Below are 17391 nucleotides of genomic sequence, written 5' to 3'. Positions count from 1 at the left end.
CGTCAGCCTCCATCCTGCGCCAGAAGCCACTGCATCAGCAGGATTCAATTGCACTGTTAACTGCCCGTAAACAGGAGCTTCGTAATAACTCCAGGTGTCGTTCAAGTATGGCGTGGTTCCGGTAGATCCGGCAATGATCCAGAGAGATCCGTTGAATGCTGTCATGGAATGGCAGTATCTTGGAGAAAGGCCTGCTGAAGAAGCCTGGGTCCAGTTCACTCCATCCTTAGTGTACCAGATGTCTGCAACTGTTACATCTCCAGTGGTCTTCCCGCAGGAGAGCCAGAGCCTTCCATTATACGCAGCACAGGTCCCGTACCTGACACTGAATGGGTTCTGGCTACTCACCTGTGTCCAGTTCTTTCCGTCAGAACTGTTCCAGACGTCTTTCAAATAAGTGTTATTGGTTGTTGTATATCCTCCAATCACCCAGATTTTATTGGCATACACTTCTGTGCCGTGGCAGAAGCGGCTGGTGAAAGGAGCGTCACATTCTTTGGTCCAGGTAATTCCATCTACACTGCTCCAGACATCATTTCTGCCGGCACCTCCGGTTATGCATCCGCCAATCAACCAGAGTTTGCAGTCAAATGACAACAGGCTTGCTGCGCTTCTTGCTGTAAAACCTCCATCAGCAGTCACTTGAGTCCAATTCTTGCCGTCTACGCTCTGCCAGACATCTGACTTGAGGACAGTGCTGGCATTTCCGCCTGCAATCCAGATTTTGCCGTCATGCACTGTGCAGCCGAATAGGTATCTGGAACTGAAAGGAGCGTCGCATTCCTTGGTCCAGGTCAAACCATCAATTGTGCTCCAGACATCGTGTCTGTAGGTACCGTCGTAGCCTCCGATCACGAACATTTTCCCGTTCAGGACAATGTTCCCATGACCGTAGCGTCCGCCGAATCCTGCTGTCTGTCCCTGGGTCCACGGGACAGCCTGATAGATGCAGGGTACAGATATATCTCCAGCCTCCATGGTTCCATGCACGGATTCAGGCTGGCTATAGCCGATCACATCACGATATTCCACAGTACAGGTACTGCCTTCGCTCAGGCTGACACTTGTCCCACTGTTCCTCCACAGGTTTTCTCCTGATAATCTCCACCCTGCTCCTGAAAAAACCGCACCTGGAGGTGAAATTGTTACTGTCAGGTTATGGCTCAGGTTCTGATTGTATTCAGCATACATCACATTTTCGGTAGTGCCGTCTATCGGCATTACACCTTTCAGCATACCTGGCGTGCAGTACCCTCCGGTCTGCCTGAATTCCAGCATATAGCCATCGCCTTCCTGCACCTGTGCATTAGTTCCGGAATCACGCCAACCAGTTTCTCCAACCAGCTTCCACCCTGCTCCGGTAGTCACAGCTTCGGCTGGACTCAGTTGCACTGACAATTGTCCGTAAACAGGCGCTTCATAATAATTCCAGGTGTCGTTTAGGTAAGGAGCAGATCCGGTTGATCCGGCAATGATCCACAATGAGCCATTGAAAGCAGTCATAGAATGGCAATATCGCGAGGTGAGTCCAGTGGACACAGCCTGGGTCCAGCTGACCCCATCCTTTGTATACCATACATCGGCAACTGTTCCTCCACCTGTCGTTTTCCCGCAGGAGAGCCACAATCTGCCGTCATACGCCGCGCAGGTCCCAAATCTTGCGCTGAACGGGCCCTGGTTAGTTACCTGGGTCCAGTTCTTTCCGTCTGCGCTGTTCCAGACATCCCGTAAATAGGTATTGTTGGTAGTAGTGTATCCGCCTACCACCCAGATTTTATTAACATACACTGCAGTGCCTAAACAATAACGGCTTGTGAACGGAGCGTCACATTCTTTGGTCCAGGTAATGCCATTGTAACTGCTCCAGACATCGTTTTTACTGCCGCCGGCAATGTTCCCGCCGATCAGCCATAGTTTACCCTCAAACGACTCCAGCCCTGCCGCGTTCCTTGCTCCAAATCCTCCGTCAGCAGTCACTTGCGTCCAGTTTTTCCCGTCTGAGCTCTGCCAGACATCGGACTTGATTCCAGTGCTTGCACCTCCACCTGCAATCCAGATCTTGCCGTCATGCACTGTGCAGCCGAAAGAATACCTAGCTGCAAAAGGTGCGTCGCATTCCTTGGTCCAGGTAATGCCGTCAACGGTACTCCAGATATCGCGCCTGTATGTTCCGTCATAGCCACCGATTACGAACAATTTTCCGTTCAATACAGCGCTTCCATGCCCATAGCGTCCGCCAAAGGCAGCACTTGCAGTCTGCCTGCTCCAGGCAGGTGCTGAATAAGTTCCTGTTTCAGACTTGTCGTTTGTGCTCACTGTGCCGGTAATATTTGCAGGTGGTTCGTATCCTATAATGTCCCTGAAAATTATCTCGTATGAGGTTCCCTCTTGTAACTCGATGTAACTGCCACTGGATCTCCAATCAGCTTCGCCCAGGAGTTTCCAGGCTGCGCCTGCGGAATTGACCGCAGCAGGACTAATGTTGACAGTCAGGTTGTGTTGAGCAGGCAGATATTCCTGATCTATTACTATTTCCTGGGTTCCAATAATACCTGTAACATTGTCCGGTGTCAGCCAGCCCTGGATTTGCTTGAATTCGATTTCAAAGGTGGTGCCTTCTTCAATAAATCGCGTACAGGAATCAGACCAATCCTGGGTTCCGACAAACCGCCACCCAGCTATGGCGGAAATCTCTGCTTCGGGTTGCAGAGTGACAGAAACGCCATGGTAAATTCTTCTGGATGATTCCGCCCAAGTGTCGCCAAATGCAGAGTGAGGTCCCATTCCGGCAGTCAGCAGCATAGTCCCGTTGAATGCTACTGCACCTGCCATGGTTCTCTCGCAACATCCGGATTTATCCGTTACTTGTTGCCAAACAATTCCATCTGTGCTCTTGTAGTAATTTAGGTCATAACTAGTCATCGCCATGTCCAGAGTACCGCCAGCAATGATAAAGGTATTCCCTACTTTAACGCCGGACAGGAACATCCTCCTCCCGAAGCCTGCGGTCTGGGTGAGAAGCTCCCAATTGATTCCATCAATTGTATGCCACACATCATCAAGCAAGTTCACTCCGTCATTTCCGCCAATCAAATAAGCTCCATCTGCATCGGCAATCACGCATTGACCATACCTTGCTCCAAATGGAGCGGTCTGCGCTTCAAGCGTCCATTCCGTACCATTGGCTGAGCTCCAGATATCTCCATGAAGCGTTGTGCCGTCTCGTCCGCCGATGATCCAGAGTTTGCCGCCTAATGTAAAGCATGAATGCCCAAATCGTGGCCCAAACGGGGTTGATGAGACTTCAGTTGTCCAGGTTTGTCCATCTGATGAGCTCAACACATCGGACAAATAATTCTGACCTGATTTGCCTCCGATCAACCAAAGGCCGTTGTTCCAACTTGTAATGGTGTGTCCATACCTGCATGGACCCGGGATGGTTTCCAATGATTTCTCCCAAGTTGAGCCATTATCAGAACTCCACACATCATTTAGCTCATTTGTTCCATCAGATCCGCCTGTCAGCCAGCATTTTCCGTTGAATACTGCCATGGCTGAACCAAACCTGACCGGATCAATCCCTGCCTGATTGAGCTTTGTCCAATTTTTCCATGTATATGTGACTTCCAGTGTCAAGTCATTCTGCGGCATGGTCCCTGAGAGAGTGTCAGGCTGATAATAATTATCCAGGATCTTGAGGTTGATGGAGTAATTATCTCCCTCATACAGGTAAGCTGCATTACTTGGGTAGTTCCAGCTATTATCTCCGGACAGTTTCCACTGAGCCCCTCTCATGACTGCATCATTCGGAAGAATCGACACACCGATCCTGCGCGCCTGACAGTAGTTTGCAGAAATCAAGGTATTTCCGTTCATGGTTCCCGTGATCATTGAGGGCGCACGGAACCCGGCAGCATTAGAAAATTGCAGTCTATAAATCTGGTGTTCCGACAATTCCATGGAACTCTGGGAATCTCTCCATACGCTTTCCCCATACAATTTCCATTTTGCTCCTGAATCCACTGCCCCTGCAGGATAGAGGCCGACGGATAAAGTATATCTCGTTTCAGAAGATTGATAAGTTACGTCCAGATCAGTTTCTTCGGTATCGATTACTCCTGATACAGGAGAGGGCGTAACCCATCCCGCAACATCCTTAAAGATCAATTCATATGTATCACCTGCTAGAACGAAAATACTTGAGCCTGAAGTTTTCCAGTGCTCATTCCCTGCCATTTTCCAGCCTGCGTCTGCGGAAACGATTTCAGGATGCAGATTGACTTTGAGAGTTTTCAGGGAGCAAGGTTTCACCGCATACCAGGCATCGGACAGCAATCCGTTCTTGCTTATCCCACCGAAAAGCCAGACAGTATCGTGGAACATGGCAGCTGATTGCAGCGCTCTCGCGCTGACCGCACCGTTGTCCATTACTCTTGTCCAGTTTATGCAGTTATCGCTGAAATAGAAATCAGGATCAAGCTGGTCCCTGGTCGGGCTTACAAATCCGCCCGCAATCCATAACATTCCATTGTAAAACACGCAACTATGGAATGCTCTGGGACCAAAATCTGTTGTTTGAGCAAGATTCGACCAGGTAGAACCGTCAGGGGTGTACCAGACATCAGAAAAAAGATTCACACCATCATATCCGCCGGTCAAAATCAGCCCTGTCGGTGTAGCAGTCAATGCAAGCCCTGCTCGTGGAGTGAAAGGAGCTGGATCAACAGCCTGAGTCCAGTCCAGTCCGTCAGTAGTAGACCAGACATCGTTCTTGAATGCAGTACCGTCAAACCCTCCGGCCATCCACAGCTTACCGCCATATACCGCTGTCCCGCAAACATATCTGTGACCAAATGAAGCATTCATCGTGACCTGGGTCCACTCAACTCCATCTTCGCTCGACCACACATCTGAAAATATATTGTTCTGATCAGCTCCGCCGAATACATATATCTTGTCGCCTATCACTCCACATCCGAAACCATACCTGGGTGCAAAACCTGCATTTTCCGTAATTCTCTCCCAGTTGATTCCGTCGACAGTCACCCAGACATCGGCATAAGTTTTCTGTGAATCGTAGCCGCCGAGCAGGTACAGCTTATCCTTGAAATAGACTGTAGCCTGATCGTATCTTGCCGGATAACCGCCATCCGATGCCTGGAACCAGTATTTCCAGGTGTAATTAACAAAAAATACTTCGTCGCTGGCTCCTACGACTCTCAGGATGTTTTCCGGTTTGTTCATTTTTTCAACATCCTTGAATGTTACTTCAAAAGAAGTGCCAGACTGCAGTTCAACGGAATCCCCGCTTTGACGCCAGTCAGTTTCACCTGCCAGTTTCCAGGCAGCACCTGCTGCCATAGTTTCTGGTGGAAATTGGATGCCAATTTTTTGATATCTCGGGACGTAAGAAAGCTCAATAGTACCGTCAGTTACAGTTTCTATCACAGCATCAGATGGCCCGCACCAGCCAGGCACAGGTTTGAGCCAAACCGGATAGCTGAGTCCTTCCTGTAAAACGACTTGTTCGCCGCTCTGGTGCCATGATTGTTCTCCTGCCAGCATCCATTGGCCACCTCTTGCCAGCGCTTCCTCAGGCCCTAACACAACGCAGCAGGTGTGCATGAGTTCAGTGTAGAAAGCAGTCTGCTCAAAATCATCCTCGCCGATCAATCCTGAGATCGGCATTGGAGTTGAAAAGCCAGTCGCATCACTAAACAAGATTTCATAAGTTACACCACGCCTGATCTCAACGCTGTCGCCGTTCAAGTTCCATACGTCGCTGCCGTTGATTTTCCAGGTCCCTCCATTGTCAGCGGCTGATTGTGGTTGGATCAGAACACTCAATTTCTGGTTTATCGGGAGGTATTCCACTGATATAGTCAGGTCAGAAGTTCCGACTTCGCCGGTTACTGAAGATGGTGTAGTCCAGCCATATATATCGTTAAATACCACCTGGTAATTATCACACTCCTGGATCTCCACTGAATCACCGCTGTTTTTCTGGATCATGTCTGAAGCTAACGCCCAGGCTGCCCCGCTCCCGGCGGCTTCAGCAGGCAGTATCACCGCAGAAAGTTTATGCATGATCGAAGAATACTCAATGTCCTTCACTGTGTTTTCTGCAGGCATTATCCCTTCAATGGCTTGAGGACTAATCCATCCGCTCAAGCTTGTGAATTCAACCGAGAATTGAGTTCCATGGGTTACGGTCAGGCTGACCTGGCTATCCAGCCAGTCACCGTCTGGCAGCATCCTCCATTTTGCTCCTGCATTCCTCGCATTTTCCGGTTCGATTGCCATGGAAAGTTCATATTCGACAGGATCATATTCCTCGCTGAGCGACACATTACCGTTTACAACATCACCAACCTGCCAGCCATGGTTCGCCCATCCTTGCAAGTCCTTGAATTCGACCTGATAGTGTGAATGATTCTCGATTTCCAGCGAGTCTCCAGATCCCCGCCATCTTTCTTCACCTACCAGTCTCCACCCGGCAGTTTCAGATACGGCAAGATCAGGGCCAATCTGAACAGACAGTCTGTATTTTACCGGTTTGTATTGTGATGAAAGATTGAGATCAGCAGTGCCGATATTACCATTGAATGCATCAGGTTTGACCCAGCCTTCGACAGTTGAAAACTCGATTGTATAATTAGTGTCATGCGGTAGATTCACTGCATCAGAACTTGCATGCCAGCCGGATTCCCCTGCCATTCTCCATAAAGCCCCTGCTTCACATGCCCAGAAAGGCTCAATCGTTATACAAACAGGATAATTCCTCAACTTATACTCTTGGTTTATCTGAATATCTTCGTATCCGACCGTTTCCCCAGTTGAGGATGGAGCGAACCAGCCAGGAATTTCCCGATACTCTATGCCAAAAGCAGTTCCACGTTCGATTTCCACTGTTCCGGCTTGCCTCCAATTGGACTCACCGGAATATCTCCAGCCTGCGCCTTCGCTGACTGCAGCATTGGGCGATAATGAAACTGATAGATGGTATTTCTGCACCTGGTAGGTGAATGTTTCACTCGTATCCTGCTCAAGGTCGATTACTTTGTCTTGCGGGGTGACCCAGCCGTTCAGATCAGTGGTTTCTATGGTACATCTGCTGCCTTCAGGCAAAGTGACGGATGAACCAGATGCCCGGCCTTCGCTTTCCCCTGCAAATTTCCAGACTGCCCCGTCATTCAAAGCAGCAGTTGGTTCGATAAAAACGGTCAGATCCCTCATGCTCTGAATGTATGAACGAGAGAAACTTGCTTCCGCTGTTCCGATATTACCACTGACAGGTTCAGGCGTCGCCCAATGCGGAAGAATCCTGAACGTAATTTCATAGCTTGAATTTTCAGGAACCCTGGCAGATGTGCCAGACTGCCGCCAGACTGAATCCGATGCAAGTTTCCAGCCTGCCCCTGCATCCAATGCCGCCTGAGGAGTGATTTCCACTGTCAGGCATTGATAGCCGATGGTGTCAGCAGAATACAATGCGTCCGCAACCGGCCCGGCCGGTCCTGCGCCTGAACATAGCCACAGCCTGGCCGATTTTTCAAACAGGCAGGGCAATGCCCTGGCAGCAAAGCCTTCGTTGTCATGATGAACAGTCCAATCCACACCATTGGTGGTGGAATAGAAGTCGCTTTCCAGGCCTGTATTATTATTAGCAAGGAATCCGCCGACCATCCACAGACTACCTCCGTATCCAATGGCTTGATGATAATAACGGGCAGGGATTGCAGACGCAGAGATCATTGTCCAATTGATGCCGTCATCAGTTGACCAGACATCAGATAATGGTTGAGTGCCGTCATGACCACCGATCAGCCAGAGCTTGCCGTCATAAACCGTAGCAGCAGCACCATAGCGGGCTGAGAAACCAGGAGCGTCGCCGGCCAGGCTCCAGTCAGTACCGTTTTCAGAATACCAGACGTCTGATTTCAACCCTGTTATGCCTTGTCCGCTGATAACCCAGAGTTTGCCTGAAAAAACAGCAGCTGCCTGACCGTATCTTGGGCCGAAAGCAGCGCTCGAGGCTGCGCATTGCCAGTCAGTTCCATCGCTCGAATGCCAGATGTCTCCGTAAATGCTTGAACCGCTGGTACCGCAAAGCAGCCAGACTTCGCCGCTTTTTTCCAGCATGGAATGCAGGAAACGATTGCCGAAAGCAGCTTCAGCAGTGAGAATTTCCCAGGTAGCACCGGTCTGTGAGCGCCAGACATCTTTGTTAGTTGAAATACCGTTGTTTCCTCCAGTCAGCAGAATTTCAGATGACAACACAACCGCTGCAGCACCATACCGTGGTTGGAACTCAGCCATAGCTGAAGCTACATCCCAGAAATTTTCCGTGTAGATTGGCTCGATTATAACAGAGGAAGTGATCATACCTGACATAGATACTGGTTTGATCAAATCCAAAAGATCGCTGAACTCTACTGAATAGGTATCTCCAATTTGAATTGCTACAGAAGTGCCGGAATTTCTCCACTCGTTTTCTTCTGCCAGTTTCCAGCCAGCTCCCAGTTGTAGTGCCTTTAACGGTGCCAGAGTCACGGTCAAGCTGCAGGTTTGTTCAGGATAGTTTACTGATATAGTATTATCATAATCAGGCATCAGGCTTGATAAATCGGATGGAGTCAAGTATCTGGAGGCAGCGCTGAATTCCAGATTGTATGGTTTGCCTGCCTGTACTTCAATGCTGAAGCCGGAAGATTTCCAATCCTGTGTGCCTGAACTCCGCCAGGCGGCTCCGTTTTGGATTGCCTCTTCAGGTCCGATGTTTACAGTGAGGTTACGATAAAAAGGCGTGCAGGTCACGCTGACAGTAGAACCTGATTCTTCAACAACAAGGGAAACTGGTTCAGGTGTGTTCCATCCTGAAATCTGTCCGTTGCATTCCACTGTGCATGGGCTGCCTTTATCCAGCATTGTAAAACTGCCACTGTTTTGCCAGTCAGTCTCTCCTGATAACTTCCATTTCATGCCGTCTGTGACAGCCTGCTCAGGCGAAATCAGCACTGTCAAAGGTCGCAGGGAACTTTCATAGGTGGCGTCAATCGTCAGATTGGCGGATGGCATGACCAGAGATTGCTGTGTAGGAGCAGTCCAGGAAGGGGTGACTTTGCACTCAAGTGTGAAGAGCTTACTCGCCGGTACTTCAAGTGTGCCGCCGTCAGTTATCCATTCTCCTCCGTCAACACGCCAGGATGCTCCTGCAGTGATTGCATTTGCGGGATGCAACCCCACTGTCAGCACTTCCTTAGTTGCTTCAAAGTACCAGAGGTCATTTTTTGTGCCTGTATAGTCGCTGCCACCCAGCAGCCAGATTTTATCCTGAAAAGAAACAAGAGCATGCCCATAGCGCAGACCGAAACCGGCCTTGTCAGTATCTTCAACCCAGGTTGAACAGTCTGCAGAATGCCAGGCATCGTCTGATATCATAGACCCGCTTGATTCATATTTCAGTCCGCCAGCCAGCCAGATCAGGTTGTTGTATGCAACCGCTGCAGCGCCGTATCTGTCGCCAAATCCTTCGGATATCGAAGTCTGAGACCAGTGTTCTCCATCAGGGCTGGACCAGCAGCCGGTCTGTCCGCTGCTGATCAGATAAAAACCACCGCGATATGAGATGATCGATGTACTGGACGCAAAAGAAACACCGGTTTCAGCGGTCACCAGCGTCCAATCGCCGCCGTTATCGGATCTCCAGACATCCGATAATTCCAGCGAATCCCGCCTGCCGCCAAAACACCATAAAGCCCCATCATGTTCTACGAGATGTGTATTTCTTCTTGTACCGAAAGCTGCCTGACCTGTGACGAGCGTCCAATCAGCACCGTCAGTGCTTGTCCAGATGTCTCCCAATTCCACGCTGCCGTTCCAGCCACCGACCAACCATAGGATTCCGTTATGTTCTGCACAGGCGTGCAGGGAACGGCCACCGAAAGCCGCAGATTCTGTATCGCAAGTCCAGGCAATGCCGTCTGTTGAGCTCCAGATATCCGAGAGTTCCTGTGTACCCTGCCTGCCAGAAATCACCAGGATCTCGGCTGAGTAAGGTAAAGCCACGAAATCGCTTCTCTGAGGAAATTCAACTGTATCAGCTGCCAGGGTCCAGGAACCATGTTCAGGCTGGTACTCTGCAGTCAGGGTTTCTGACCAGGAACTTTTCCTTCCTGTAATCCCGGTCGGCTTGTCATAGCCCTGATAATCCGAAAATTCGAGTTCATAAGTGCCACCGGTTGGCACGATTACGGTTGATCCGCTATATAGCCAGGTCTGGCCACCAGATAATCTCCATGATGTATATGCTCTGATCCGCTCAGGCACGATCCGAACGCACAGGGTCGAACCGATCAGGCTATAATTACCGTATTCCACGGCATTTTCCGACCAGAACATGTTTGTGATCGGTTTTGGGGAAGTCCAGCCTTCCACTGGCTTGAAATCAATGATGTAATCCGTGCCGATCCTCATTTCGACCGTGCTCTCCGACTGCCGCCAGGCCACTTCTCCGGAAAGTCTCCAGGCTGCTTCGGCTGAATTTACAATGTCCGGTGCTGTATTGACTGATAAAATGCCATACGCAGGAGTATACTCCGGTCTGATCGACAGGTCCGACGACTCGATCGTACCGAAAACAGATGCTGGTGCGTGATAGCCGAAAACAGGCCTGAACAATATTTCATAGGTGCCGCCTGCCGGCAATCTGACTCCAGTTCCGCTGAAATGCCAGTCTTCTTCCTGGGCCAGACGCCAGCCTGCTCCTGACAAGACTGCATCTTCAGGGGTGGCTTCAATCATAACCTGATATCCGTATGATCCGGTATGGGTGTACTCTGCTGTGACAGTCTGATCCTGGGCTTCCATTGTACCGATGACAGGATCAGGCGTTGCAAAATCACCGGATGCAGGGCAGAACTTTATTTCATAGGTTTCACCTTCGACTAGATCAAAGGTCTCGCTTGTTCCATGCCAGAATCCATCGGCAAATCGCCATTTTGCACCTGCTGCGACTGCATCCTGGGGCAATAGAGCCACCTGTAGTTTATGATAACCGGTGTAATATGCGGACAAAGTTCTGTCCTTATCCATCAGGCAGGGAATTGTCGAAGGAGTAGTTCTACCCGTGATCTCCAAGAATTCTATCCAATTTAGAGAATTCATCCGCAATTCGCAAGTCGCTCCGCTTTGCTGCCAGTCCTGATCCCCCTTGATTCGCCAGCGTCCCTGACTGGTTGCATAATCATCAGGACCGAGTATGACTTCCAGCTTTCTCTTCACTATGCTGTATGAGCGGTCAATCACTTTATTTTCAGTCATCAATAGTTTCTCTGAGAGCGGAGTTGGATTGATCCAGCCATTACTACTGGATAACACGTAATATTCCACATACACATTCAAACCGTCTTTCAGATCAACCGTATCGCCGCTGGACATCCAGCCGGTATATCCGCTCACTCTCCATTTAGCTCCATAAAGTATCGCATCGTCCGGGTGCAATTTTACCGTCAGGGTACGTTTGGGTTTGTAAGCGATGTTGATGTTGATTTCATTCGTGCCGAATGGAATGAAGGAATACGGAGAAGGTGTTTCCCAGCCGGACATGTCTTGAAAATACAAAGTGACATACTGAGTCGCTGGAGACGAGTCTCCTGGTAAGGGGTAGGAGCCTGAGTCTCTCCATGTGTAAGGTGGATCGGAACTGAAACGAAATTTGGCTGTTGACGGATTGATATTGATCAATAGCAGGCGTTGCTGCTTTGCAGATACAACAACTGAGCTGTGTATGCCGTCTGTATAAAAACTGAGTGGTCCGCTGACATCATATCCTGGATCAACTTTGTATTCCAGATCGAAATTGCAGCCGTAAGGGATGGGATATGAACCCGGATTACGCCAGCATCCTTCATGGTAAAGTCTCCATTTTCCATGCGCTGCGGAAAAATTATCACCGCCTCCTACCGAAAAGCTAGGACTACCTGGTCCAAGAGTGTAAAGATCAGTTGTGCGCATACTCCAATTGGTTTTGAGTGCAAGAACTTTACCTGCAGATTCAAAAATACTCACGCTATCGTAGGGGAAAGGGGTCTGCACTAATTCGACATTACCTGAAGCCACCCTGGTAGGAGGTGATTCTGCATCCCCAGGTATACCATGATAGAAGAATCTGTTTCCAACTAAATTAAATTCACCATTAAATATCAGAGCTGTATTTAACCCTGAAGCACCTAAAAGAGCATTAGGATCTGTTAAGCAATCATTGGTGACTTTTCCCCAGAAAGGCTCGATATACCAATCAACTGATCCGATGTTAAAACAAGCGTAGTTCTCACCAATGGAAAATGAGTCAATCGAAGATGCCCAGGGTAGATAAAAATCCTCCAACCCAATAGTCTCGCAATCTGTAGTGAAGGGAATGCTATAGACCATTCCCGAACCTTCCCTATGGGCTTTTATCTTATCAGGGATCCACAGATAAGCTTTATTTTCCCTGCGGCCGCATTCATGACCGAGCCAGCCTGTCAACAGGCCTGTGGACTTAGTGTAAATCTCAGGTAAAGGATCATTGTGAGGGCTTAGTCCATTTTCAGTAATTTCAAAGTTACCGCTGTCAGCCACTAAATATTTCCCGGCAACTGTAACAAATCCATTAAATGTTTGTGTATGCTGCCAACACAAATCCGGCGTGTACGGGGCATAGGCATAAGTGGGATATGCCTGCATCACACCAGACACTCCTTGGGGTTTCATGAGTTTTTCTACATCATTAAACGTAACCGAATATTCTTCACCGGCATTGAGGGAGACTAATTGGTCAAAATCGATCCAGCCCGAATTGTAATTTGCAGTAGTGACGCACCATTTACCACCGTGTTTGACGATCCAGTCGGAAAAATAAGGTGGGAGTATCAATGCGCTCAGAGTATTCCTGAAGGGTGTATAGGATACAGTAATTTCCCGTGATATCTTCATGTCCAGATTCATGGTCTGAGGCGCATTCCAATATTCCACAGGTTTGAAATAGACACTGATCGTCCTGGGCGGGGAAACTGTAACACTGTCTCCGCTTGAATGCCAGCCATCCGTGGTGTCTGCCGAGGATTTCCAGCCTGTCATCATGGAGATTTGATCAGGAAGAATGGTCACTTTCAAGGTAGTAGGTGGCAGATCTACCGGAGGCTTGTAATCAGGGTCTTTCCAGTATAAGGCTGTGAGGGTCTGATTAGCCGTGAGATTTACTATTTGATCTGATGGCCTGATCCACCCAGTCACATCAGAAAAACTGATGTAATAGGATTCATTTGCCTGGAGAGATACGCTATCTCCGTGTTTGTAGGAACCTTTGAGATAGACTGACCATCTGGCATTGTCGCGTACCTCAGGAGTATCTGGATTGATGTTGAATGTGAGTTTTTTGTATGCTGGTTTGTAAATAAAGGTGAAATCTGTGTCTGAAGTAAGCTCCACAACCTTATTCCCGCCAGGTGGGTTGTCAAAATCCCAGCCTGAGGAACTGAGATTTTTGGCCTGCAGTTCATACTTGCCTGGAACAAGTTCGGCTACTCCAGCAGATAGATCAGAACTCCATGTCCCAGGAGGGGTGTTCGGATCATCAGGGATATTCCGGTATTTCCATCTCCCGTCAGGGGCTGTGCCGTCCTGAAGTTCGTCTGGTTTGAAGCCGACGGAAAGTTTACGCAGATCAGGCACAAGATACATACTTTCTTCTGCCCGATTTCCTGCATTGTCATAAATCCAGGCAGTAATCAGCATTTTTTCAGTGGAATAAAATGTGCGGGTATATTCAAAAGGCTCAGAAAAAACAACTTTGTTCTGAATCACTCTGTTTTCCGAGATTTCCTTTATTGAAAAACTGACACTATGTACACCTGAGTTGAGATCTGTGGCTTCCACTTTGAAGGTTATTGGTTCTCCAGGTGTATATACTCCTGTGTATTCATCATTGTTTTTCTCGCTTGCCGCGAGGTCCTGCGGAGGGGAAATAATAAAGCGAGAATTTTCATCAGCCAGGATCGGGGCAATTGACTTGGATTCTACCAACCCACTTTCACCCCAATGCTCGACAGGATGCAGCTTACCCCATATAGAGCCTGGATTAGCATCAAGTAATTCCCCTGCTTTGAGATATGCCATCTGAACAAGCCAAGGGCAGGGAAAACATTCAGGCATTTACCGGCAGTGTCATATTCCTCGACATAGCGAAGAGCCCAACGGGTATAAGGGTATGGGTTACCTAATTTGTCTATGCGCTCTTCAGTCACTTCCACCAAATCATACCTGTAACTTCCATCACCAAATGGAAGCTCCCAGTCATCTGTGCCATCATCCTGATACCTTCCGATCGGATTTCCATTTTCGTCATTTTCAAAGGCATTATAAAAATGCACAGGCGGTGCAAGATACCAGTATGAAAAATCCCGCAAGACCGAGTAATATGTAGGTTTATTGATAGCTTTTGTTCTCACATAAGTGCTGATTACTTTTCTTACATCGAATGTTAATCCTTCACGCCCTTTTGCGCCTCTAAAATCACAGGATTGAAAACCGCCCAGTAACGGAGGAGTATTTTTAAATGATTTCAGTGTGGAAAAGCCAACAGCTCTGAAGCCCCTTCCATCCATTGATTCCGCGATTGTCCCTTCCTCGCGCTCATTGCATTCTCTTGCTTCTTTATAATATCCAGTGAAAATGCCGTTGTGCCCGATACCTTGGCTTGAAACTGGATAAACGCTGGTAAAATAATCAATCGGGCCAAAAGAGCCGGCAGCCCCATCCCTGAAGATAACATCACCGATTTCACCGGGATCAACTGGCTGTGCTGCAAAGCAGCAGCAAGTCAAAAGAAGAAAACAAAGAGCTGCCATCTTTTTCATTTCCATTCCCATCTCCATCTCCCTTCCTTTTTTTCAAGAAGCCGAATGCCGTTGTTAACTCGTTTACTAACTCCACTCCAATCCTTTGGATGATCTTCAAGCCATTTTCTCAAGACAGGCAAAGCTCTCTGGTCGTTATAGCCAACAAAGTAATACTCAACAATACAGCCAATTCCATCGACATCCTGATTTGGAAACTCACTTAAAATTCTCTGGAACGCTACTTCATTCGTACCATGCCTCTTTAAAGAAAGTGCACATGCATTTCTGGTGATGGGGTCTTCTTTACGATCAAACAACCTGTCAAGCAGCAGGTTTGCCACCTTTTCGTTTTTATGATCATCCGCGATAAGCGCAGCAGCTTGTCTGGTGGCTACTCCAGGCCAGATCTTACGCTCCACGTCGCTCAGAATCATTACAATCACTTCCTCAGCCTTCTGCCTGTCAAGGCAATCCAGGGATTTAATCGCTACATTGCGGGCATCATCTGCTGTTTTCGGATCATTGATCATATTCATCAAAAGCTGAGCCGACTCTGCCGTATCTTTTGTGCTTCCTGATATAGCATATGCAGCAGCCATCCTTGTGTCTTGAGTCTCATTGCTGTCTGCCAAAACTTCGTGCAGAACACGGTTAGTTTTTTCACTGGGATCGCCACGCAGAAAAGTCATGGCCTGACTTCGTTCAGGGTCTGTTTTGTCATACGCAATTTTTCTCAATACTTTTGCTTTTGTTTCCCGGTTAAAGTTACCCATGCCGAATGCTGTTATCGCGTTACTTCGGAGTCTGTCAGCAACACCCTTTTCAGTTTGTTTTGCTACGATTTCGGTCGCTGCTTTATCGATTTTCCCCTGACCAAGCATTTCCATGCACAACATGCGCATATACTCACTGTTGGTTTCATCCGAGACTATATCAGAAAGCGGACCTTTGATCTTATCTACTGACCCCAAAATAGAAGCCAGCAAAGCATTCAGTGCTTTTCCGTCTCTTCCGTCATCTGCCTGAAGCAGTTTGTTGAGCAAGTAAAGAAGATTGTCCGGGATTATTCCCTTGTATTTCGCCAGATATGGCCTAGTCCAATCAATGTTGTCCAGATTCACAGGCTTTTTCCCATTTATGATATCAGCAACCTCACCTGTGATGGCTGCAAGGTTTGCCTCTTGCGTCTGATCAAATTGTGTCGGCGGTGTTGGCGGTTGATTAACAGGTTGCGCAGGGGTTTGTACGACCGTAGGGGCGGGGTTTCCCCGCCCTCCCTGTTTCAACGCAAATGTTTGCCTGATCAGAAAATACAGGCCCAGAGACACGAGAATTGCGATCAGGATGATTTTCAGGCGATTGTTCATTTATCCTCCGGATAATTTATATTCACATTGGACGATTCGTGAATCGCCCTTACGGGGATCGGGCGCGAATATCGTAATGGATTTTCGTCATCCGTATCCCATTGCGCCGTGTTATCGCCGATATATTTCCGGATACGGTTCAATTCGTTTTCATCGCGGATGACGTGTTCGTAATAATTTCTCTGCCATAATTTACGTTCGAATGGGGTCCATTTTTCGGATTTTACACCCCTGATATATTCGTTCGTTGTCATCCTTTTAAACCAAGAAATGTAACGACCCAACCCCCGTAGGGGCGAAACCATGTTTTCGCCCTTAACAGAAACCCCGTTTTCGCCCATGGGAATCATGCCGTTGGGATCAGGGTGATTATTCGATAATACGGGGCGATTACATGGAATCGCCCCTACGATTGGTGATCCGTTGATGATAATAATTCCATGGAAATGATTGGGCATTACGATAAATTCATCACATGTCATTTCATTGAATTTTTCCGGTAATTTCCGACACCATTTTTTCACCATCCGGCCCGCGTCGTTTAAATTCACGTTAACGTTTTCAATACAGCCAAAAATATCCGATCTGTCGTTCACACAGATCGTCACAAAATACGCACCATTGGAGGAATAATCGTAATTTTTCAAACGCAGAGATCGCCTGTGGCTCACTGCTAAACGCCCTCCTTCTTAAACCTACGCCGTCGTTTCCGGCGTTTCTGCATACATACGGGCTGAATTTCAGCCTCTATCTCTCCTGCATTGCACTATCTATAGAATTCTGAATCAGCAGGCCCTGGTTAGTTTGATCAATTTGATTAGTAGACAACGGTTTTAAGGCCAACACAATATTTCAGATTTCTATTGTATTTCCTGGAAAAGAATATTTCAAGGGGAAAAAAAGGTGGAGTGATTATCATTATCAGATGACTGTTCAGCTTGTCGCAGCTTTGAAAGCCACTCTGACTCGGGTTTTATGCTGAAAAGAATAATTTATATCTGTTTCACATGAATCTGCCACAGTGTGGATTTAAATTATTACCAAGCAAGTCCTTGTCATCTATTGCAACTCCTCCGCAGAAATTTTCTTTAAATTTATTGAATCTTGCAACTTGTTTGAAATAAACCGGAAATTTGTATAATATT

4 protein-coding genes are annotated in these 17391 nt (G+C 47.9%); all 4 read right to left on the bottom strand.

Annotated elements, in window-relative coordinates; genetic code table 11:
• A partial coding sequence (locus tag PHW04_11655) for a hypothetical protein (GenBank protein MDD2716535.1) occupies nucleotides 1-14157 on the bottom strand: 14157 nt, incomplete at its 3' end.
• Nucleotides 14058-14903, bottom strand: a complete 846-nt coding sequence (locus tag PHW04_11650; GenBank protein ID MDD2716534.1) for a hypothetical protein — start codon at nucleotides 14901-14903, stop codon at nucleotides 14058-14060. The genes PHW04_11650 and PHW04_11655, both read right to left, overlap by 100 nt.
• Nucleotides 14894-16246, bottom strand: a complete 1353-nt coding sequence (locus PHW04_11645; GenBank protein MDD2716533.1) for a hypothetical protein — start codon at nucleotides 16244-16246, stop codon at nucleotides 14894-14896. The genes PHW04_11650 and PHW04_11645 overlap by 10 nt, the downstream gene beginning before the upstream one ends.
• Nucleotides 16243-16917 (bottom strand): hypothetical protein, encoded by a 675-nt coding sequence (locus PHW04_11640; protein ID MDD2716532.1) that lies wholly within the window; start codon nucleotides 16915-16917, stop codon nucleotides 16243-16245. Before PHW04_11640 ends, PHW04_11645 begins: the two co-directional genes overlap by 4 nt.
• Nucleotides 16918-17391 lie beyond the last annotated feature (474 nt).

The sequence above is a fragment of the Candidatus Wallbacteria bacterium genome (assembly GCA_028687545.1).
Taxonomy (GTDB): Bacteria; Muiribacteriota; JAQTZZ01; order JAQTZZ01; family JAQTZZ01; genus JAQTZZ01.
Note: the sequence above shows the minus strand (reverse complement) of the source record. Positions and strands in the feature narration are given on the sequence as shown.

Bases quoted from the DNA above. Each gene is read 5' to 3' on its own strand.
- PHW04_11650 (MDD2716534.1), bottom strand. From the start codon at position 14,903: ATGGAAATGAAAAAGATGGCAGCTCTTTGTTTTCTTCTTTTGACTTGC.
- PHW04_11645 (MDD2716533.1), bottom strand. From the start codon at position 16,246: ATGAACAATCGCCTGAAAATCATCCTGATCGCAATTCTCGTGTCTCTG.